This is a genomic window from Streptomyces sp. NPDC001393, assembly GCF_053597455.1.
Genome location: NZ_JBSFIH010000045.1, coordinates 59753 through 79908, shown reverse-complemented (window position 1 = coordinate 79908; position 20156 = coordinate 59753). Strand labels below are relative to the sequence as shown.

Genomic DNA, 20156 nt, shown 5'->3' with positions numbered 1-20156 from the left:
CGCGCGTGAGTTGACGGCCATCTGAGCGTCGAACATCTCGGCGGTGGTGTCCGGCGTACTGGCGAACCGGTAGATACCGGCGTTGTTGATCAGAATGTCCACTTCGCCTGCTTCAGCGGCAAGACGCAGGACATCTTCAGAGCTGCTCAGATCTGCAGCGACGAACCGGGCCTTCCCGCCTGCGGCAGCGATCTCTTTGACGGTCTCCGCACCCCGCTGCTCGTCCCGCCCGTGGACGATGACCGAGGCCCCCGACGCTGCCAGGCGAAGGGCAATGGCCCGGCCGATGCCGGCGGTGGCGCCGGTGACAAGAGCGGTGGATCCGTCCAGTTCTGCAGTCATGGAAAGCTCCTCCAAGCCGAGAGGAACGACATGCTGTCGTTGTTCCTCGTGTGACTGATGATCCTGATGGTTCATTCCAGGGCGGGGACGGACCCACGCCGGGCCGATCGTTGATCATGGTCCCGCCCGGGGGTATGGCCCATGTGATCTTGGGAGGCCGGCGAGCTCGCCTTCGCTGATCACGTCCCGGGCGACTGGAACGCGCCGTACTGCCGCCGGGGGGGGTGGAGGCGCCACCCCCGCTGTCCGGCGTGCCATTGCCCCGGCCCTGACGGTGACGCAGACTTCCGGGTACCCGGCCGGCGAGCGTGACGGCCCCGCTCGGGCGCCTGGCGCGGCTGCTCGACGTCCCGCCGGAACTCGCTCATAGCAGTCCGGCATACGGCTGTCGCGCGACGGCCATGGGGCCGGGCGGCGTGTGTGCGCACCAGGCACTCGGTGCGGCTGCGAGCCTCGCTTCACGTCCGCAGACGTCGGCGGTGCATCGGGCACGTGTCCCGTGACCGTGGGGCTTCAGCTTGCCAGTGGTAAGTGGAGGAGGAGTGCGCTGTGTGCTGCGGCCAGGGGGTGTCGGTGGTGGGGGTGCCGGTGCGGATGAAGCCGAGCCAGGCGGTGCACACACGGCGGCCGAGGGATTCGATGTCCTGCGGGCGGGCGCCGGCGAGCATGGGGGCGTCGGCCCAGTCGGCGTCGGTGCCGAAGAGGAAGCGCAGTTCGATGCAGTGGGCGGCGGCGAAGACGGAGTCGGGGGCGGCGGCGTCGAACCGGTAGGCCCATACGCGGGCGCCCGCCTCACTGAGATGGACGGCCGGCTTACGGGAGGGACGGGCGAAGGCAAACTCCCTCGCGGCGTGTTCCACGCCGTCGGCGGCGAGCGCGGAGCCCGGGACGCGACCTCGCGCACCCGGCGCGGCACCGGGTTCACGGCGTGGAAGGCGGCCATCTCCCGTTCGGTGATGCCGATGGTGACGTCCAGGCCGGGTGCCCGGCGGGTGAGAACGTCGGTCCGGGCCCCGCCGTCCGGGAGCGGGCCGACGCCCGCGACCGGCACGAACGGTGGACGGAGTTGAGCCCGAGCCTGCCAGCGGCCTCTCGGGCGAACGGCGCTCTGGGCGCCCAGGGCGTCCGACACCGGGGCATCGCGCGGATTCGTGCCGAGCCGGGAGAGGAAACGCTCGGCGGCGCGCTTGGCGTAGTCGGCCTCGCCGAGGCCCAGCCCTGCCGAGGTGCTGTTCACGATGGCACCGTGGAACAGGCCCTCGCTCCCGGGCATGCCCAACAGGCACTGCACGCTGTGGGCGCTCGCGGGCCGGCCGGCCAGGGTGACATGGCCGGTGTGCCCCGCCGAACGAGGCGGTGTCGTCCCGCACCCACCGCAGCGCCGCCAGCTGGTCGGAGACGCCGAGGTTGCCATCGGGGATCCCCGGGGAGCGCAGACAGCCGAAAGCGCCGAGCCGGTAGTCGACCGAGACGACGATCACGGCGTCTGACCGACTGGTCGGGCGATCCGATCGGCGGTTCGAACCTCCTGCAGACCCACAGGTGTTGAGGTACCCACGGGGACTCGAGCGAGGCCCCCGACTGCGGGTCCGCCGACAGTGACATGGGCGAGCCCGCGCTCAGCGACCTGGGGCGACCGGGTGGGCCCGACCGCGACAGTCATTCAGTCAGTGCGTCGCGGTGACAGGAAGCCAGGACTTCCTGCGGGCAGACGTCCGGCCTGCCGGCCAGCAACTGCGGGCCCTCGGAGCGGAGGATGGCCGCCCTTTGAGCGTGGCCCGAGCCAGTGGTACCCGGTGCGCCGGGACCACTGGCTTCTCGGCCCTACCATGTGCGTGGTTGTAGCGTGGCGGCGCGGTCAGAGCCGACCTGCCACGAAGTCGGCCACCTGGGTGCCGAGTTGCTGGCCCGCGTGGTTGTCAAGGGAGGTGTGCTGGCCGGACCAGATCCGGCTGAGCCACGCTTCGGTGGCGGCGTTCTGAAAGCCGGTGAAGGTTCGAGTGACGCCCTTCGAGGTCACCGCGAAATGATGCCGCGCCCCGTAGAGTCCGGCGAGCGTCGTTGCAGCAGCCTGGCTGAGAGCGCCGTGAGCGCCGGGATAGGACGGATCCGGTGCGGTCGGCAGCAGAGGGGTCCAGCTGGGATCGCCGACGATGCTCGGGTTGTAGTGCGTACCGCCGAGCCGGATGGCGGTCACGGGCCGCCAGACGTTGTAGACATACTTGGCGTCGTACATCGCGATCGCGGTGTCGGCGAGGGACAGGTCGAGCCGGGCGAAGACCTTCACCGCCTTCTCCAGGTTCGCGTTCTGGGAGGTTACGAGGTTCTGCGTGATCTGGTTCCAGACGTTCCATACGGGTGCCGCCGCCCAGAACTTCGCGGCTGCCGTCTGATCGGGAGTGCGGGTGGTGCTGGTCTTGCTCCCCAGGCTCTTGACCTCGTTCAAGGCGGTGGCGTACGCGGCGCTACTCACGGCCGGCGGCGGTGCCGGGCGGAACTGCCGTCCGTCGGCCAGTACGAACGGCTTGACCGAGCCCCAGTCGGTGAACACCGGTGTCGGGAAATTGGGAGGGGTGGGCCGGTAGTCACCGGCTTTGTCGCCGGGGCGGAACCGCGGTGGCTTGGCTGAGGATCCGTCGTTGGACCGCAGGGTGATCAGCCTGCGGGCGACCTCCGCTCCCACACGAATGCCCGCCTGCTTGCCCGGGCTGTTGGGAATCGCGGACAATTGGCTGCTCAGCCGCTGGTCCACGCCTGCGCGCTTGGCCGGGTAAAGGGCGACCAGCACATCGTGGGCCGCCTGGTCCGCTGCGGCGTCCGCACGAGCGCCTCTCGGCGCCGTCACCGAGAACACGTAGGCGGGGCCGGCACGGGTGATCGATCAGTCGTTGCAGGACCGCAACTAGCGACCCCAACGCCGCCCACCACGCGCTGGAACCGCAACAACACCCCTGCCCCGATAAGGCTGGGTCACGGTTGGGCTGGTCCCGACCGCATGTCCGTGCGGCGACGACGCGGGATGGCGGCCGGATCGTGCAGTGACATGGGCCGCGTCATCGTCCTCACCGCCCGTACCCGTGTCTCACGTCGGTGCGGTGGGCGGGAAATGCGTGATTCGGAACTCAGCGAGGGTCTGCTCCACACCGGCGATGGTCACCCGCCAGAAATCCCAGCCGTCGATCTTGTTGCTGCCGGTCGCGGCCCTGGCTGCGGTGGTCGGGGTGCGCCAGGGACGGCCCAGGACTTTGATCTGGCCCTCGTCGTTCAGGACCGCCTGATGCACCTTCTTCTCGTGCCGGCCTGTGAGGGTGATGCCGGCCTTCAGGTCGTCCGGATCCAGATGTTGCAGCAGGTCTTGCAGGTCGACTCTGGAGCGTGCCGGGTCGATGCCGGGTGTGCCGCCGGGCGTCGTTGCAAACGCGGCGGCGGGCCGGTCGCAGGCGCGCTGCAGGGCAAGGGCCACGGCCGCTGCCGAGCTCCATTGCGCCTTGGGCCCCACCTTGTCGTCGATCAGCTGCTGGATGTCGGGCGCGTCCCCGAAGCGGGCGAGCACCCTGACCTCCCGCATGAGGCGGCTGCGGAGCGGGGCTATCCGGGAGTCGTTGAGCGCCAGGATCCGTATGGTTTCGTCGGCGCGGCACAGGCCGCTTTTCGCCTCGGCTGACGAGTAGGGGATGTTGGTGCGCCGGGCGTAGCCGGCGGTGTCAAAGCCGAGCAGGTCGGGGTCGCCTTTGCAGGCCGGGTCCAGGAGCAGCGGCTGTTCGCGTTCCACGTCGTCGAGTGACGTGCGGGCGCGGGTGCCGGACAGGAGCGGGAACTGGCTGCCCTTGGCGCGGCCTTCCGGGACACCGTTGTACCGGGCTCCGCCGCTGTTGCAGTGCTTGCAGGCGATGCGGTAGTTCGACACGTCGTAGGCCAGCCACCAGTACCCCGGGTGACCGGGCACGTCGAGTACCTCGGACTTCGGCCGGAAGTGGTCGACGTTGACGTCCGCGCGCAGGATGAAGGTCTCGCAGTACCAGCACTTGGCGCCGACGAGTTCGAGGAGCAGGTCGCGTACGGCGTCCTCGGTCCAGTGCGTGGTGAAAACTCGCTCGGTGTTGGCGGCCATCGCGGCTCTGACTGCGTCCAGGGTGCGTCGAGTCTTGGCTTCCCAGGCCGGCGGGGCGGTGAGCCCTTTCATGTTCACGTGTCTCATCGGCGTCAGATCACCGACGAGAAGCGCTCGTGGAACAGTTCGGCGACCAGGGCCTGCAGTCGTTCCGGCGAGGGCGGATTGGGTCCATGGGCGGCCGCGAGTAGCGCGAGGCGTCTGCGGTGGAGCTCGGCGAGGAAGGCCGTCACGAGCGGATCGCGGTCGGAGGTGGGAAAGTCCATGGTGTCGAGCTGGGCGGTGACGTCGCGCAATGCGGCCTGTTTGACCGGGTCGCCGTCCGCCTCAGGGAGCAGCGTGTACTGGCGATCAATCAGTTCCTGGGTATGTTCGTCCAGTTGGGTGGGTAGCCCGAACAGGTCGGTGGTCAGCAGGCCGCCGGCGCCTTGTCCCCGCGGGTTGGCCCGGGGTATCACCGCCGTGGCCTGGCCCTCCTCGTTGGTGGTGACGACGCGGATCTGCTCGCGGGTCATGTTGGCCACCAAGAGCGGTTCGTGGGTCGCGGTGAGGAACTGGGAGTGCTGATGCGGTCCCAGCACGCTGCGCACGGAGGAGTACCAGCGCCGGCTCCACTCAGGGTGGAAGTGGGAGTCGGGTTCGTCCAGAAGGAACAGCGACTCATGCGCCCGCTGCAGTCTCAGCAGGCCCAAAATGGTGAGGAGTTGCTGCTCCCCCGAACTCAGATCGTCCAGGCCGAGGGTGAGTGCGCCGGGTTTGTCCAGGCGGACGTCGACGGTGAGGTATCCGGCGTCCAGCAGGGTGGCCAGCAGGCCGAACATCGACAGGTCGCTGTCGAAGAGGTTGCGGAAGGCGCGGACGTCGTCCGCGCTGCCCAGGACGATCTGGAACCCGTCGGCGGGGCTCCCTGCACCGTCCATGGGATCGGCGTCGGGGATGAGGCCGAACCGGCCGGACTCGGCGGCGGCCGCAAACAAGGTGCGGGCGGGCCCGCCCAGGCCCCAGTACGGCAGAGCGGCCAGCTGCGAGGCGCGTGCGGCACGAGGCGCCCGGATCCTCAGGACCGCGGAGGCCACTCGCTGGAGGTAGGAGTGGCGGCGCAGGTAGGTGCCGAACGAGTCCGACCAGTGGGTGGTCTGAGCGAGCAGCAGCAGCGGCAGGTGCGCAAGGGTGCAGAGGAACACCGGCGTGTACAGGGGGCAGTTGATGGGCAGTGTGAGCTGCTCAGTCCACAGGTCTCCTTCGTCCGGTGAGTGATGCGCGCGCCACTCGTCGAAGTCGTTCATCCACTGCCGGCGCCATTGGCCGATGCGGCGCGCGGCGGCGCGGCGGTGCTGGTCGAACTCGCTGGTCCAGGGGGCCTGGGAATGCGCCTGGTAGCCGAAAACGTGATCGGGCAGATGCTGCGCCCACACGGCGCGGGCCACGCGTATCGGCCGGCTCAGGGAGGTGGTCACGGTCAGCTCGGGGGAGGCTTCGGGGGAGGTCTGAACGGCCCGGACAATCCGGTCGTGCACCTCGTAGTCGAGCTCGAAGGCGAACCCCGCACGGTGCCCCGGCCGGTGCAGAGCGCCGAAGATCTCGGCGAGCGCGTGCAGGGCCCGCGACTTGCCGCCGCCGTTGGGGCCGATCAGGGTGGCGATGGCATGGCCGCCGTCGAGGGCGCCCGTGAGGTCCAGCTCGAATTGGCGCAGGCCCCGGTAGGAGGGAAGGCTCAGTCGGAGTAGCCGCACGTCATCCCCCCGGTCGTGGCACCCCTGGTCGTGGTCACCGCTCCGCCTCACGATCCGGGCTGTCCGTGTGCACGCCGTACGGGCGCAGCGCCTCGGTCAGGGATGCGAACTCGGCCAGGGCAGCGCTCAGTTCAGCGGTGACCTCCTGGGCCATGAGGTACAGATCGGCCTCGGGCTCTTCCAGTGTGAAGGGCTCGGGCGGGGGTTCGGCGACCTGAAGGTCCAGGTTGACGCCGGGCCGGGCGAGCAGGTCCTGGACGGGGAAGAACCGGAAGCGGGGTGTCTCGACTCGTTCGCTGCGGGGCTTTCCGGGCTGGTAGCAGGACACGAAGTCGGCGTAGTCGGTGCCGGTCAGCGTCGTGGCCTTGGCCGTCGCCGTGTGCGGGGAGCGCAGGTCGTACACCCACAGCCGTGTCGTGGACGGGCTGCCGTCGGGGCGCGGGTCGGGCTTGTCGAGGAACAGGACGCTGGCTTTGAGGCCGCCGGCATAGAAAATGCCCGTGGGAAGCCGGAGCAGGGTGTGCACGTCGCACGCGGCCAGCAGGCGGCGTCGAATCAGCTCACCGGGCCCGCCTTCGAACAGCACGTTGTCGGGCACCACGACGGCCGCCCGGCCGTCGGTCTCCAGCAGGCTGTGGATGTGCTGGAGGAAGTTGAGCTGCCGGTTGGTGGTGGTGGTCCAGAAGTCCTCCCGGTAGGGCTCCTCGCTGGTGGAGCGGCGGCCGAACGGGGGGTTGGTTAGCACCAGTGTCGCGCGCCTGACCGGCGGGCGGGCCAGCGCGTCCCCCACGGTGATGCACGGGTGGGCCTCGTCGGCCCGGGTGATGCCGTGCAGGATGAGGTTCGTCGTGGCCAGCCGCGCGGTGGCGTCGACGAGTTCGGTGCCGAAGAAGGCGCCCTGGTTGAGCCGCTTGCGCTGGGCCGCGGTGACATCTGGGGGAAAGTTGTCGACCAGGTAGTCGAAGGCTTTGATCAGGAAACCTCCGGTGCCGCAGGCCGGGTCGGTGATGGTGTCGTCGATGCCGGGCTGCACGCACTGGACGATCGCCTCGATCAGCGGCCGGGGGGTGAAGTACTGGCCGGCACCGGTCTTCGTGTCGGCGCTCATGCGGGCCAGAAGCGCCTCGAAGACCGCACCAATGTCGCCGGAGGACCACTGGTAGCGGTCCACCACATCGACGATCAAGCGGTGTAGGAGGGCAGGGTCCGGGATGCGGTTTTGTGCCCGGCGAAAGAGCAGCCCGAGCGTTCCGGGCCGGGAGGCGAGCTGGTCCAGGATCTTTTCGTAAACCGGGATCAGGCGGTCGCGCTCTGTCGAGGTGAGCTGTGCCCAGGCGTCGAAACCGAGTATGTCCTGCCAGTTGAGAGGGCGTTGGCGTTGTTCCTGGGCGCGCTTGAGGACGATCAGGCTGGAGAGCTGCTCGATGTACTCCAGGCCCGAGGTGCCGTTGTCTCGCAGCACGTTACCGAAGTTCCACAGCCGTTCCACCAGGGCCTGGTCGTGTCCGAGGCGGGAGGAGACAGTGGGGTTCACAGTACAAACTCCTGTTGCCCGGACGGGGGAAGCGGATGGGACAGATGACCGGTGAAGGCGCGTTCCAGGAGGTTGCGCCGCAGCCGTCCGGCCACCACGAGAGCGCGTTCGGCCGCCGCGGATGCCGCGTTCAGGGCCGTAGTGTGTGCCTGGACCACCGCGACCAGATGGTGCTGCTCTTCTACGGGCGCGACGGGCACCGGCATGAGCCGGATCCTGGCCAGACTGATGGACGCCGTCCCCACGCTCTGGGTGGCGTTGCGGTTGCACCACTGGCGACCGAAGCCGTTGGCGTGCCAGGCCAGCAGGACGGGGTGGAGCTGATGGGCGGTGATCCGGACACGGAAGAGGTGGCTGTGGTGGACGCAGTGGGGCAGCTGCTCCTCCCAGATCCAGCCGCGGCCCAGGGTGTCGCTCGATCCGCCGCCGGTGAGCAGGACATCGCCCGCTCGCAGCCGGGCTGCCTGTGCCCGTGGTTGGGGCAGCCGGATCGTGCGTACGTCGTCCAGGTCCAGGCGGCCGCGCTGCACGTTGGCGACCCGCAGGCACGAGACGTCCACATCGGCGGGATTCCACTGCTGTTTGCCGGGCGGGGTGATGCCGCGGGTGACCTCGGCGACGTCGTGCAGGCGGGTCCATCGCCAGTGCGCGGGCAGGTGGGGCAGTGTCCCGTCAGCGGCGCCCGCGACCCGGGGCAGGCTCGCGGGAACCCGAGCGGTTTCGGCGAGAGCGCCGCGCCCTGCCCGCGCGGTCAGAGTGCGGCTTAGGACGTCGGCCTGGTCGAGGGCGTTGCCGGTGCGGATCGTGGTGGCTTCGATGCGGGCGAGGTGGTCCTCCAACAGGCCGACGATCCGGCGCTGTTCCACCACAGGGGGGAGCGGCAGTAGGACGTCGGCCAGATCACGCTGGTTGATCCGCCAGATCGCTGCGCCGCCCTGGCGGGCGCGTGCCTCGATCTGGCGCCGCATGATCGGCGACTTCCACAGGTGTGCGAGGTAGGGCGGATCGACCGCATCCGGGCGCACGCGCACTCGGATCATGGTGTCGGGGATGGCCGTGGGGGTCGGGGGGCCGTGCACCAGGGCGCCCTCGCCGACCAGGGAGAGTGAGCCGTTGACCCGGCCGACCAGCACATCCCCGTGTTCGGCCAGGAGTATCGCGCGGCCGTCGTCGCTGTGGTCGCTGCTCTTGGACTGGGTGAAGTCCACGGTCGCTGCCCGAAGCGCCGTCATGCGCAGTACGGGCAATCCGTCGTGGCCGGGGCGCGGGGAACGGCCGTTGACCAGCGGTTCGCTCAGCACGTCGGCCAGCCGGATGACCTTCCAGCCGGCAGGCACGTCATTCATCACGCCAGGGCCCTGCGCAGTTCGTCCAGAAGGTCGATCGCGGCGTCGGGCCCGAAGGCGTCAAGGAAGCCGTCCGTGCCGCCGCGCGCCGAGAAGGGGACGCCGTCCAGATACGCCGGGGCGAAGCGGGTCTCGGCGGCCACCACGTCCGCGATCTTCTCGATCCACCACAGCTGGGCGGAGCTAAAAGGTCCGGCCCGCTCAATGAACTCGGCCAGACGCCCGCGCACCGTCTCCGCTTCTCGGCGACGCCTTTCGGATGCCGTCACCCGCAAAGGGGCCGGCCGGTCGTATAGGCCGAGCAGCTTCTCTTGGAGTTCGGGGTTCTCGGCGAGCGGGAAGAGGGCCACGCGCCGCTCGTCCTCGACGGCTCTCTTGCCTCCCGCCCGGCGCAGTGGTGACAGGCGATCCGAGTCGACCGAGTCGAGGAGACGGGTCACCAGCTCCTGCAGCGGCTGGCCCGCCAGCTTCCGGATCTCGGCGCCGTCGGCGTCACTGAGCGCGGGAATGAGCCGGGCGAGCCTGATGGCGAGTTCGGCCGTCTCCTGCGGCGTCACCAGCCCGTCCGTGGCACGGCTCAGCAGGCGCTCCACGGCGGCCTGCCCCGCCTGCCCGGATGCATCAGTCAAATTCACTAGTGGCTGGAGGTGAAGCGAAGCGCCCACCGCGTCGACGACCACAAGCTGCGTCTTGGCAACCGCCCCCGGGGTGACGGCGCGTAGCTCCGCGGACGCGATGGTGTGAGTTCCCATGGCCAGCAGCTGCTCGTAGTAGGCGGCGGAGCGCACCTCGCGCAGGATCAGCAGGCACTCGATCGCCCGCATGTCACTGAACCCGGAGATCAGATCCGTCACGACCGCGATCCGGAACTGCGGTGTCGTGCGGAACTCCCGCAACAGGTGCACCGCATGAGCGTCGCGGTGCGTGATCCGCCGGCAGAAGACGTCCCCGGCGCCGAACACGTCGCGGATGCGCTCCACGACCTCGTCCGCATGTGGTCCGTCCTGCGCCAACACCACGGTCTTGGGGACCACGCCGAGCGCGCCGCCCTGCTGCGTCCGGTCGGGGAACAAGGTCGGCAGCGCGTCGCGGAAAGCCCTCACCACCGCGGCCAGGTACTCGGAGGGGATAGCTCGTGCCGGGCCCTGCCCTCCGGTGGAGGCCAGCTCCTCGTCCAGGTCCTCGTACCGGGCGCGGCGCGAGCGCCTGGCTTCCACACCGACAGCGTCGACGGGGGTGGCGATTGCTGGCTGCCGGTCGTCGGTGACCCGGATCTCGTAGACGGAGCAGTCCACGGCGACGCCATCGGCGACGGCCTGTTCATAGCTGTAGGAGTCAACCAGGTTGCCCTTGAAGAATCCCAGAGCGGTAGCAGTCGGCGACGCGCTGAAGCCGACGACAGGAGCGTCGAAGTATTCAAGAAGGGCACGCCGCTGTCCGTACAGCGCGCGGTGGCAGTCGTCGACGATGACGAGATCGAACGCATCGGGCGGCAGCGCCTCGCAGTAGGTCACTTCCAGGGGTGTGGCATCGGGATGCGCCTGCCGTTCGGCAGTCTCGTACGCCGACACGCGGTCCGATGCGTCCTCGGGTGCCGGCGTGCCGGCGAGCATGGCCGACAAACGCTGCACCGTGGCCACGGCCACGGAAGCCGACGGGGCTAGGCCGTCCGCGGTCAGCTCCTGGACGTGGTACACATCATCGAGACGGCGCCCTCCGTCCGGCATGCTGAACTGGCGTAGCTGAGCAATTAGTTGCTGCACTGCCAGCTTTAGGTCGGCCACGAACAGGACCCGGCTCGCGCGCGCGTACCGGAGCTGCCGGTAGGCGGTGAACACCCCGGTGAAGCTCCGCCCGGAGCCTGTGGCCATGTGCACCAGCGCGCGCCGCTGACCGGCCGCAAGGGCCTGCTCGATGGCCCGCAGAGCCCTGTGCTGGGCGATGCGCAGCTGGTCGAATCCCTCGTCCTGCCGGGGCAGGTAGGCGGCCTGTCGGGCCCGGTAGGTCGGCGCCGCGTCGTCCGCCTCCGCCTCGCGCTGCCAGCGAGCCAGCGTGCGGGGCTGGTGGAAGCCGCTCACGAGGCGAGCGTGGGGGTCGGGGTCATTCGCGTCGCAGAACAGCAGACGCCGGCCATCGCTCACATACCGGTACGGCAGCGGCGAGCGCCACACGGGCCACGGCAAGGAGCCCGCCGGGACCTCGGCCAGTGCACCCGCCTGCTCCATGGCGTCGGTGAGATCGGTGCCGTCCCGCTTGCACTCGACGATCCCGACCACCTGTCCGCCGACCGTCAACAGCATGTCGGCGCGGAGTCCTCCGGCCAGGCGAGGTTCCACCACGACGCAGCCGAGGGAACGGTTGAGCTGAGTCTCCTCACCAGCGCCCAGGACGTCCCATCCCGCCTTGGCGAGCCTGCGCTGCACTTCCGCGGCAATGTCGGATTCCTGCAGCGGCTCATAAGCGGCATCGCGTGCGCTGACGATCAGCTGTTCACGCTCGGCGACAGCCAGGGACGCCGGCGAGACGCGCAGGTCGAATTCGCGGCGCAGACGGGGCAGGTCCTCCTCCAGCGCAGCGACCCGCTGCGCCAGAACGCTCAGATCGGACGCGGCAGCGTGGACGAAGGTCATCGGTTCCGCGTCGCCGGTCAGGGCACGGAAGAACCAGGCGCCCAGCGTGAAGCAGCGCTCGACCAGATGCGCCGCCGCCTCCCGCCCCTCGCGTGTACCGCCGTCGAAGCGATGAAGGTCGTTGAACGCGTCCAGGACCCGCGGCGCGAAGACCCCGGCGCGAGACAGAAGGTCCAGACGGGCCGGCTGATCGCCCGCGGGCAGGCGCACCCCAGTCCGGTGGCCGAGCTCAGCGGCGAGAACCTCGCCGAACTGGCGTGCCGCCGCCACCGCATCAGCGGGAGCAGTAGCCGCGCGGGCCTCACAGGATGCGCCGTGAAGAACAAGAAGGGGCTCGTAGGGAAGCAGGAATCCGAAATTGGCTGACGCGAGAGCCAGGTCCGTGAACCGGCTTTCGAGCGCGCTCGGCTCCAGAGTCACGCCGACCCTCCCTACCTGCACTGCGGCGCCGCGGAATCCGCTACAGAACGGCTCTCACCCTACCGTCCGGCCCCTGCACACAACACTGATGCTTTGGCCTGATACGGGCGGGTTGCGTACCGGCTTCGGCTGATCCGCCCGCTCGATGTGCCACGAGAAGCCGCGCGTGCACGCAAGCCCCCATCCGGCTGGCAGGAAGGACCTGATGTGCGAAGCCAGGCTCCCGGTCGATCTGGGCAGCTTGGTTCTGCTGCCAGACGCCCCCGGCGACCGGCTCTGCCGTCACGGTTCGCCGCCGGGCCGTGAGGGCGCTTCAGGCGGCGACGCAGGGTTCTTTGCGGGTGCGGCGGATGAACTCGCGGACGGCCAGCTCGTGCCGCCAGGGGTGAGAGCCGTGTTGACCACGTAGTCCTTGGCCCGGCTGGACTGGACGCGGGCGTAGGACGTCGACGCTGCGGTTGCAGAGTTCGAGGCCGTGGTCGAGGTCGCGAGCCTGGAGGTGGGCGGTAGGGACGATCGCTAGGCGCATGCCGATGGAGTGGGTGAACGCGCCGGGCGCCATGGCGGAATCGACTGACTCCCCGGCGCGCCAGGCAGAGGCCGGCGTGCTCGGGTCGGCGGCGAACGCGGTGGACCAAACACACGAGGAGGGTTGCGCAAGAGCCACGCCGCGCGATAGGCATCACGAAACGGACAGACCGGCACTTCGGCACGTCCTGATCTTCAGGTCTGGTATCGCCCACGGCGGCTCATGCAGCCGGGATATACGCAAAGTGCGTACTGGCGCCGTTCTCCGGGCGTACGGTTTGGCCGTCAAGGGGAGGTACCGGCCATTTCCGTGTTCGATGAGCTGCACGACTTGGGGCACCTGGGCCCCGAGTGTCTATCTTTGATCAATAAGTTGATCCGAGAGGAAGTGGGACGGCTGCCGGTTCTGACGCCTCCGGCAGGCTGGCAGCAGGTCGATCTGGAGGATCTGCTGGGCGACTTTCTGGTAGACCGTCTCGAGCCCGTCACGGCCAACCTTCTGGCGCTGGCCACGGATGAGGATTCTGTAGGGAAGCTGCTGCGGACGTCGATCCGGCACTGGCTGATCGACCGGGCCCGCAAGACTGCGGTCGGATCGGTGGGCCGCTCGCTGACGAGCATGCTCAAGGACAGCGATTCCTTCGAGACCGTGCCCGCGGGTGCGGAGGGTGCTGGCAGGTGGCGGTTGGCCGGCAGCACTGCGCCGCCCTGGTCGGGCCCCCTCGATCTGCTCGTCGAAGCCGCCCATGCTGTGCCGAACGTCGAGATCCCCAAATGGACCAGTGATACCCGGCGCGCCCCTGTCGCGGACAGGCCGTCCATGGAGGCGGTGGCCCAAGCGGTGTTGTCAGCTGCCGCGGGATCGGTGGAGGTCGCGCAGTTGGTCGAAGTGTTCGTCGCGCGGTTTCCGGTGGTGCTGGATCCGGTTGTGGTTGCCCTTCCCGTCGATGAAATATCGCAGTTCGCCTTCGGTGCACAGATGTCTCCGGAGGAGGCCGTCCTTGGTGCCGAGAGCGACGCTCAGGCTGCCTCTGTAGCATCACTGATAGTGGACATGCTGAGCCCTCAGGAGCGGCTCATGGTCCCGCACCTGGAACGTCCCGGGGGGCTGATGAGGCTGCTGGGGTGCGGTCGTTCCCAGGCGTATCACCACGCAACACGTCTCAAGGAGAAGCTGCGCCAGCTTGTCGGGGACGGCGACGATGTACGTTCCGTAGGGTCGGAGGTGATCCGGCTGTGCGGCGGAGCGGCGGAGACGCGATGAGTTGGACCAGGACCGGACACACTGCCCTTTATGACGTCAGTCCGTGGTGGAGGCCTGCTCAGTCGATTGATGCGGGAGGACACCATGAGTGACCTGGGGGTACCGCAGCGTTTTCTCGATCTTGCGAAGCGGGGACGAGGGCCGCGGGCTCTGTCGGAGGCAGGGCTGAGGGAGCGGTTCGGTGATCCGGTTCAGGTGGAGCTTGAGGCTGGTCAAGTGTGGCGCGCGCGCTGGGACGGAGTCAGTGTGCTCGTACTGGTCGTAGGGGTGGGAGCGCGCGAGGTGAGCGCGGCTCCCGTCACGATCGACCCCCCGGGCGAAGACGAGGCCAGCGTGGTGGTGGAGGGCTCGCGTACGGCCTTCGATGTGGACGCCACCGTGTGGACAGGCCTTGTCTCCTCTGTTCCCCTTCGCGTGTTGGAGCGCGTGGTGGACGTGTGGGGGGACGACATCGTGGACTGCGCTGTGGAATGGGCGCGGGGCCGGCCGGGACCGACTGTGGCAGGAGTTCGAGCGGGACAGCCGATCCGGTCGGTTCTGGAGCCGGCGGCCGAGGTACGAGCCGGGCTTGCTGATGATCTGGAGTTCCTGCGGGATGCGCCCAGCCTGCCCATTCAGGAACCGGGGCAAGCCACGCGAAGCCTGGCGTCGCTGCTTGGTGATCGGCTGGACCTGGCGTCGCTGTGTTCCGCATTGCGGTTGCCGCAGGCTGACGTCATGAAGCTCCTTCGAGGCAAAGCGGTGCTGTCCCCCGGTCAGATCAGCACGGTTGCCTCGGCTACAGGGCTGTCTGCGGACGAGATCGCCCGTACGGTCCGTGCCCTGCCTGCTGATCTTGTACTCGCTGTGGAGCACCCTCGGTGGCGGTCCGCCTGGGTACGCCGTGCCCGACGTCTACAGATCGGCGAAGCGGAGGCACGGCTGTCAGGCGGTTACGGTGCTTTCGCTCTCGCGGCTCGCCAGACGGGTGGAGGGGCGGCCGATTGGGACGCGCGCCTGAGGCAGTTCCTTCGCGGTGAGAATGGCGCCGGAGACCAGGCATGACACGGCGCCGGTTCGTTGAAGAGGCTCCGCGCCAGGCCCAGGCGATGGTCTCCGTTCTCGAACGCTTCCACCCCGGGGCGATGGAAGCGCTGCGCGCGGATCCGCTGGCCGAGCTGCAGCTCTGGACCGACATCCGGGTGTCGCTGGCCGCCGAGGCGGAGGGCGGCGGCCGTTGTTCGGTCGCCGGTAGCTACCGGTCCGAATCCGATCCCCCGACTCTCGTGGTCGGGGCCGCCCGGTCTCTTCGGCGCCGTGGGTTTACCGCACTGCACGAACTGGGTCATCACCTTCAGCAGACCGACCTGACGCTGGGGCAACACCTGTTCATCTGGGAGGACTCGGAAGCATTGGAGGAGGCAGCGTGCGATGTGTTCGCTGCCCGTGTACTCCTGCCTGATGACCGGGTCACCGAGGACGTACGCCGCCGAGGGCCGTCCGCGGAAGATGTGGTCGCGATGTTCCGCACGTCCCAGGCATCTCGTGAGGCGTGCTGTGTCCGGGCCGCAGAGTATCTGGCGGCCGGCGGCGCGGTCGTGCTGCTCGACGCCGCCGGCCAGGTGCTGTTCGCCGCGGCCCGCGGCGTGATCCCGCCGGCCCGGGGATCCGACCAGTCAGAGACACCGCTCGTCTCCGCAGCCCTGCGTACACGCGCCACGATCGAGCGGGACAAAACGTACGTGGTCTACCGGACCGGCGGGCACAGCAATCTGCTGTACGGGCAGGCAGCCTGGTGCGACGAGGACTACCTGTTCGCGGTGCTCGCTGAGGACAGCGTGGCATGGCGCACGTTCGCGGTACCGCGCCCGAACACCGGCAGTTCCCGCTTCGGTTCCTGGTGGGACTGCGAGACGTGCGGGGACTCGTTCAAGATCACCGAGCTGGCCTGTGCGCAATGCGCCGAGCCCCGGTGCGGGGATGGGCACTGTGGTTGCACCGCCGCCAGAGGCCGGACAGACCGCACCTGCGACAGCTGCTTCATGGTCCTTGCCCCGTCCCGGTTCGAGGGCGCGAACACGACCTGCCGCGACTGTTCCTGACCCGTCCGGGCATCGCCCGGACACAGCAGCCGGACGATCTCGACGGTGTGACGTCAGAGGAGGGTGAGCCGCCAAGTGACGGCTCCGCCCGGGACATCCCGGGCGACGCGCGGCGCCCCCTCACCTGATGGGAGTCCACATGGGAAACACCGACGACATCCTCAACAACATCCGTGGTCAGATCGATGCCCACCCGGAGCCGCTGGCGGAGGCCCGCAAGCGGCTGGACCTGGTCCGCTCCAGCGCTACCGGCTTCCCGGGCGCGCTGCGGACCTACCGCAGCGGTTCGCTGCCACAGAACACCTTCATCCATCCGGTCGGTGACGGCGACGGCGGAGTCGTTCTGGACCGCCGTGTGTATCCGCGGCTCGGTCCGGACGGTGGCGGCGAAACGCCGGCCGACATCACCAAGGAGCTTTGCGCGCTGCTCGGCCCCGCGGTGCGCAAGGTCTATCCCAATACCCGTTGCGGCACATCCAAGCGCGGCCCGAAGATCACCTTCGGGCGGCCCGTGGACGGCCAGGATCCGACCGTGGACCTGGTCGTCGCCCTGACCCGGAGGGAGGGATCTGGACTGTGGATCCCGAACCTGGAGACCAACCGGTGGGAGGCGTCCGACCCGGAGTGTCACGTGGAGCTCTTCACCGGAGGGCTACTGTCGCTCCGTCGAACACGCCGCCGCGTGGTGCGTCTGACGAAGGCGTGGAACAAGCAGTACGGCCAGCCGGGCTTCTCCTCCCACAACCTCACAGTCTGGGCGTGGGAGTTCGTGGAGCCGGGGATGGGCATGGCGAAGGCACTGAGCACTGTGCTGACCAAGGCTGCGGCCCGCGTGGAGGCCGGTGAGGCCACCAAGGACCCGGCCGGGGTCTCACCAAACGTGAAGCTGCTGGTGGAGCGTCAGGTCGCGGCCCGGAGGCTGCGCACTGCAGCGGACGGTGTGGCCGAGGCACTGGCGCATGACGACGACCGCGACGCGGTGCTGTCGGCTCTGTCCCGGGTGTTCTACCGATACGTGGACGCCCCGGCATCCAACAGCCTCGCGGGCAAGATCGCCGCGCTGCGCCAGACCTCGCCGGTGACGACGGTGACGCTGGGGCTGAGCAGCCCGGCCACCGCCGTACGTCCTACCCGGGCCTACGGCGACACCGGCCAGAACGCGTGACACGCCGCCCCGCATGGCGCAGGCCGGCCTGGTACACCAGGCCGGCGGCGCGCATTGCGTTCCAGCACCGGCTCGCCGCCTGCGTACAGCCTGTCGAGGCCATCCGGCCGCCTCGCCGACACCGCGGCGGGTTCGCCCTGGCCATCAAGCTGGACGTACCGGACGTCACCGAACAGACGGTCACGATCGTCTTCAACCCGGCGGCACCCGAGATGCCGTACGTGTACACCGACGGACCGTCTGAATCCCCTCACCGGTACTCCGACGGTGCGCTGTGTATGTGGTTTCCGTACGATCCACCCGAACTTCGCTGGACTCGCAGCGACGGGTCTGCTGCCCTGCTCGGACATGTCGTGGCTCACCTGCTGCGGGAGGAGTGGTGGCGCAGCACGGGCGAATGGCCTGGTGAGGAAGCCCCCCACGGCACGTAAAGAATCGTCGTGCCCGGAGTATTTACCTTGGAGGTCGCATGACGCTCATACAGGCGGGCTTGGTTTCGCCAACCCTCCATGTTTCGACCGCCACTGCTGTTCCGTCAGCTCCTCCTCCGGCGAGCTCCACCACCTCCGGGTTCGACTCCGGTGTCCTCCTGTCAGCCGTGCTGTCCGGAGCGTTCCTCGCCGCGATGCTCACCGCGGCCATCAACATCTGGCTCGCCCGGCGCAAGAATCGGGAAGAAGAACTCAACCGCCTGCGGGCCTCCTTCTCCGAAGCCTTCGCGGCGTACAGCGCTTACAAGGAGATGCCGTACGCCATCCGGCGCCGACGCTCCGACGTCCAAGCCGAAGAACGGGTCCGGCTGTCGGAAGCACTGCGGGAGGTCCAGGCCAACCTCTCCTACCACCTCGCCTGGACAAAGATCGAATCTGAAGCGGTGGGCGAGGCTTACGCGAAACTCGTCCAGGAGGTACGCATGACGGCAGGGTCGGCGATGCGTGAAGCCTGGGAAGCACCGCCCATCGAGACCGACACAGCTATGAACATCCTGCCTGCTGTGATCGACCTGAGTTCGCTGCACCCCTTTGAGACTGCCTACATCGACACCGTCCGGACACACCTGCGTAGGCTCACACCGTGGTGGTATCGATAGGCCCGCCAGTACAGGGGCCCGTGCTCGAGCGGCACACACAGACAGGTGGTCGAGCATCAGCTCCGTTCCACCGCATGCCGGGCCCTCTGGCCCGCCGATTGAGACCGCGCGAACGGTCCCCTGGCAAGCCGCGGAAATTCCCTTCGGGGTCGACCAAACGGAATCAGGCGACTGCGTCATCCCGTCATCGGGGAAATCACCCTCGACTGGAACACTTTCACCTCCGCTACCGATCCCGACCAAAAGCTGATCGTCTGGACCGCGCCACCCGGCTCACCCGCCCGCGAGGCCTTGCGGCTGCTCGCTTCCTGGGCCGCGGACCAGAACCTCAGGGCCTCCGGGAACGTCACTTAAGCTCGATCATTGCCGACTCCGGCTCGCTGCCGGTCACGTCGGCTCGAGGGGCAGGGCGAAGCCCGCGCTCAGTGATGCAACCAGCTCTGGGAAAGCCTCCTCGCACACGGTGCGAAGATGCCGACTCACCAGCCGTCGCAGTACCGGCCACTGGGCGATGAGCAGGTCCTTGCTGAGGAAGCGGACCAGGTCCTGCTGCTGACCCTCGGCCAGTCTGACACGGTAGAGACTCATCCGGGCCCGGGGCGACTCCAGGGAGTAGCTGTTGCTACCGGACCAGACCACGTGCAGAGGCAACTCGACAGTGCCCTGCCGAGGTCCGGTCAGGTCTTCCAACTGATCGGGCAGCCGACTGCGGTAGCGAGCCTGCAGCACCTGTGCGGCGGACAACGACTCGTAGGTGGGAATGGCATCTTGCCGGTGATCGTTCCGGTCAGGACCGACGTCGGTCCATGGAGGCCATGATGCCGTACCTGCCGCGCGCGGGTAGCCGGCCGTCGTCGCTCGTCCTTCGCACGACATGCCCCGAGTTCACCGCTGTTGCCGGGCGGTGGGGTCGTCGATCTCGCTCTCCGTTGCGAGATGGCCGTGCTGCTGGTACGGCATCTCGTCCGGGTGCTGTTCCAGCCTGGCGCGTCGCCACGCCGCGTCGAAGGAGAGGTTGCCCTGGCTGGCCCGTGCCAGCCGCCACGCGCGCCAGCTCGTCCAGGGCGAGAGCAGCCATCGCCATCCTGACGTGCTCACCGAACCACCACACCCGCGCGGCCGGGGCGGATAGCCGCCGCGCTCATGATGCGCCCTCCGGCTCTGCAGCGGCGTGCCCGTTGACCAAGGCTTGTGCCTTCGCGGCGTGGTGCGGCCGCTGGGCGCGGTCCATGCCCGCGGCCAGAAGGGTGTACAGCATGCGTTTTTGGGTGTGGTCAGGGAAGCTGGCGAGGAATTCACGCAACACCTCGACGGCCTCGTGCTCGACGCTGCGTTCGTTCTCGGGGCGATACCGGGCGAACACTTCCGTGACCGTAGCCACCTTCTCGGCGACGTCCGGGAGTTGAGTCCAGTCGGCGTTGTCGCGCTCGATCCAACGCGCCAACAGGGCTGCCGGATCGGCCAGTTCAGAGGCGAGGGCGTGCGTCTTCTGCTGCCGCAGGGTGTCGATCACGGCCTGTCGGCGCTGAGCGGCCAGCAGCGCGGCCACTGCGGCCCGGTCGTCCGGCAGCAGGTCGAGTGTGAGCGCGGCCGTGAACTGGACGGGAGGGTCCATGGGCAGCTGACGCCGTCGGGCGAGGTGCTGACTGCAGACGTCCCGCGCCGTGGCGAGGTCGGCCGGGTCGCACTTCTTCGAAACCTCGTTCGCAGTCTCCCTGAGGGTGGTGCGCACTGCCCCTGCGATCTCCTCGACGGGGCTGGGGTAGGGCGGTTCAGTGAGCACCGTGGCCGTGATCCGGGCGGTGAAGCCGATCCCGGGATGGGCGCTGCGCAGCCGGACCTCGAAGCGGGTCAGGCTGCGCCGCACTGCTTTGCGCGCACGCCGACGCGACCATCGTGTGGAAGCCATCGG

The 20156-nt window shown here is 68.8% G+C and carries 19 protein-coding genes and 1 pseudogene; 7 read left to right on the top strand and 13 right to left on the bottom strand.

Annotated elements, in window-relative coordinates; translation table 11 throughout:
* The 10 genes and pseudogenes from ACWC2T_RS34485 to ACWC2T_RS34440 form a co-directional block, all read right to left on the bottom strand.
* Positions 1–342 (bottom strand): SDR family NAD(P)-dependent oxidoreductase (locus ACWC2T_RS34485; protein WP_450674269.1); only part of this gene is annotated, 342 nt, incomplete at its 3' end.
* A 458-nt stretch (positions 343–800) separates the two neighbouring features.
* Positions 801–1202, bottom strand: coding sequence for a carboxylesterase family protein (locus ACWC2T_RS34480; protein ID WP_450674272.1), 402 nt, complete (start codon positions 1200–1202; stop codon positions 801–803).
* A gap of 492 nt (positions 1203–1694) precedes the next feature.
* Positions 1695–1823: pseudogene (locus tag ACWC2T_RS34475) on the bottom strand (carboxylesterase family protein); the annotation flags it as partial.
* Positions 1824–2200: 377 nt separating this feature from the next.
* Positions 2201–3187: a vanadium-dependent haloperoxidase gene (locus tag ACWC2T_RS34470; protein WP_450674268.1), complete on the bottom strand. Its 987-nt coding sequence runs from the start codon at positions 3185–3187 to the stop codon at positions 2201–2203.
* 237 nt (positions 3188–3424) lie between these two features.
* Entirely contained in the window at positions 3425–4540 is a 1116-nt protein-coding gene (locus ACWC2T_RS34465) for an HNH endonuclease (protein WP_450674267.1), read from the bottom strand.
* Between the two features lie 5 nt (positions 4541–4545).
* Complete coding sequence (locus ACWC2T_RS34460) at positions 4546–6186, bottom strand: AAA family ATPase (protein ID WP_450674266.1); 1641 nt, start codon at positions 6184–6186, stop codon at positions 4546–4548.
* Positions 6187–6220: 34 nt separating this feature from the next.
* A complete protein-coding gene (locus ACWC2T_RS34455; RefSeq protein ID WP_450674265.1) occupies positions 6221–7720 on the bottom strand; it encodes an N-6 DNA methylase in 1500 nt (499 codons plus the stop codon).
* The gene (locus ACWC2T_RS34450; RefSeq protein ID WP_450674264.1) at positions 7717–9066 is read right to left on the bottom strand and encodes a hypothetical protein; all 1350 of its coding nucleotides are present in this window, start codon (positions 9064–9066) and stop codon (positions 7717–7719) included. Before ACWC2T_RS34450 ends, ACWC2T_RS34455 begins: the two co-directional genes overlap by 4 nt.
* Positions 9066–12116, bottom strand: coding sequence for a DEAD/DEAH box helicase family protein (locus ACWC2T_RS34445; protein ID WP_450674263.1), 3051 nt, complete (start codon positions 12114–12116; stop codon positions 9066–9068). Before ACWC2T_RS34445 ends, ACWC2T_RS34450 begins: the two co-directional genes overlap by 1 nt.
* A 313-nt stretch (positions 12117–12429) precedes the next feature.
* Positions 12430–12678, bottom strand: coding sequence for a hypothetical protein (locus ACWC2T_RS34440; protein WP_450674262.1), 249 nt, complete (start codon positions 12676–12678; stop codon positions 12430–12432).
* 276 nt (positions 12679–12954) lie between these two features.
* Here ACWC2T_RS34440 and ACWC2T_RS34435 point away from each other — a divergent pair, with 276 nt between their 5' ends.
* The 7 genes from ACWC2T_RS34435 (at position 12955) to ACWC2T_RS34405 (ending at position 18598) form a co-directional block, all read left to right on the top strand.
* A complete protein-coding gene (locus ACWC2T_RS34435; protein ID WP_450674261.1) occupies positions 12955–13908 on the top strand; it encodes a hypothetical protein in 954 nt (317 codons plus the stop codon).
* 84 nt (positions 13909–13992) lie between these two features.
* Positions 13993–14952 carry a hypothetical protein gene (locus tag ACWC2T_RS34430; RefSeq protein WP_450674260.1) on the top strand — a complete coding sequence of 320 codons (960 nt, stop codon included), beginning with the start codon at positions 13993–13995 and terminating at the stop codon, positions 14950–14952.
* On the top strand, positions 14949–15989 hold the full coding sequence (locus tag ACWC2T_RS34425; RefSeq protein ID WP_450674259.1) for an ImmA/IrrE family metallo-endopeptidase: 1041 nt from the start codon (positions 14949–14951) through the stop codon (positions 15987–15989). Before ACWC2T_RS34430 ends, ACWC2T_RS34425 begins: the two co-directional genes overlap by 4 nt.
* Before the next feature lie 139 nt (positions 15990–16128).
* A complete protein-coding gene (locus ACWC2T_RS34420) occupies positions 16129–17154 on the top strand; it encodes a hypothetical protein (protein WP_450674258.1) in 1026 nt (341 codons plus the stop codon).
* The gene (locus tag ACWC2T_RS34415; protein ID WP_450674257.1) at positions 17151–17585 is read left to right on the top strand and encodes a hypothetical protein; all 435 of its coding nucleotides are present in this window, start codon (positions 17151–17153) and stop codon (positions 17583–17585) included. Before ACWC2T_RS34420 ends, ACWC2T_RS34415 begins: the two co-directional genes overlap by 4 nt.
* A 38-nt stretch (positions 17586–17623) precedes the next feature.
* Complete coding sequence (locus ACWC2T_RS34410) at positions 17624–18244, top strand: hypothetical protein (RefSeq protein ID WP_450674256.1); 621 nt, start codon at positions 17624–17626, stop codon at positions 18242–18244.
* 120 nt (positions 18245–18364) lie between these two features.
* Entirely contained in the window at positions 18365–18598 is a 234-nt protein-coding gene (locus ACWC2T_RS34405; RefSeq protein WP_450674271.1) for an MmyB family transcriptional regulator, read from the top strand.
* Positions 18599–18631: 33 nt separating this feature from the next.
* On the opposite strand, the gene ACWC2T_RS34400 is transcribed toward ACWC2T_RS34405, so the two are convergent.
* From ACWC2T_RS34400 to ACWC2T_RS34390, 3 genes are all read right to left on the bottom strand, one after another.
* Positions 18632–18988: a hypothetical protein gene (locus ACWC2T_RS34400; protein WP_450674255.1), complete on the bottom strand. Its 357-nt coding sequence runs from the start codon at positions 18986–18988 to the stop codon at positions 18632–18634.
* Positions 18989–19129: 141 nt separating this feature from the next.
* Positions 19130–19342 (bottom strand): hypothetical protein, encoded by a 213-nt coding sequence (locus ACWC2T_RS34395; RefSeq protein WP_450674254.1) that lies wholly within the window; start codon positions 19340–19342, stop codon positions 19130–19132.
* Positions 19343–19385: 43 nt separating this feature from the next.
* The gene (locus ACWC2T_RS34390; RefSeq protein WP_450674253.1) at positions 19386–20153 is read right to left on the bottom strand and encodes a hypothetical protein; all 768 of its coding nucleotides are present in this window, start codon (positions 20151–20153) and stop codon (positions 19386–19388) included.
* Between the last annotated feature and the right edge of the window lie 3 nt (positions 20154–20156).

Bases quoted from the DNA above. Each gene is read 5' to 3' on its own strand.
- ACWC2T_RS34465 (WP_450674267.1), bottom strand. From the start codon at position 4,540: ATGAGACACGTGAACATGAAAGGGCTCACCGCCCCGCCGGCCTGGGAA.
- ACWC2T_RS34450 (WP_450674264.1), bottom strand. From the start codon at position 9,066: ATGAATGACGTGCCTGCCGGCTGGAAGGTCATCCGGCTGGCCGACGTG.
- ACWC2T_RS34440 (WP_450674262.1), bottom strand. From the start codon at position 12,678: ATGGCGCCCGGCGCGTTCACCCACTCCATCGGCATGCGCCTAGCGATC.
- ACWC2T_RS34430 (WP_450674260.1), top strand. From the start codon at position 13,993: ATGAGTGACCTGGGGGTACCGCAGCGTTTTCTCGATCTTGCGAAGCGG.
- ACWC2T_RS34425 (WP_450674259.1), top strand. From the start codon at position 14,949: ATGACACGGCGCCGGTTCGTTGAAGAGGCTCCGCGCCAGGCCCAGGCG.
- ACWC2T_RS34420 (WP_450674258.1), top strand. From the start codon at position 16,129: ATGGGAAACACCGACGACATCCTCAACAACATCCGTGGTCAGATCGAT.
- ACWC2T_RS34410 (WP_450674256.1), top strand. From the start codon at position 17,624: ATGACGCTCATACAGGCGGGCTTGGTTTCGCCAACCCTCCATGTTTCG.
- ACWC2T_RS34390 (WP_450674253.1), bottom strand. From the start codon at position 20,153: ATGGCTTCCACACGATGGTCGCGTCGGCGTGCGCGCAAAGCAGTGCGG.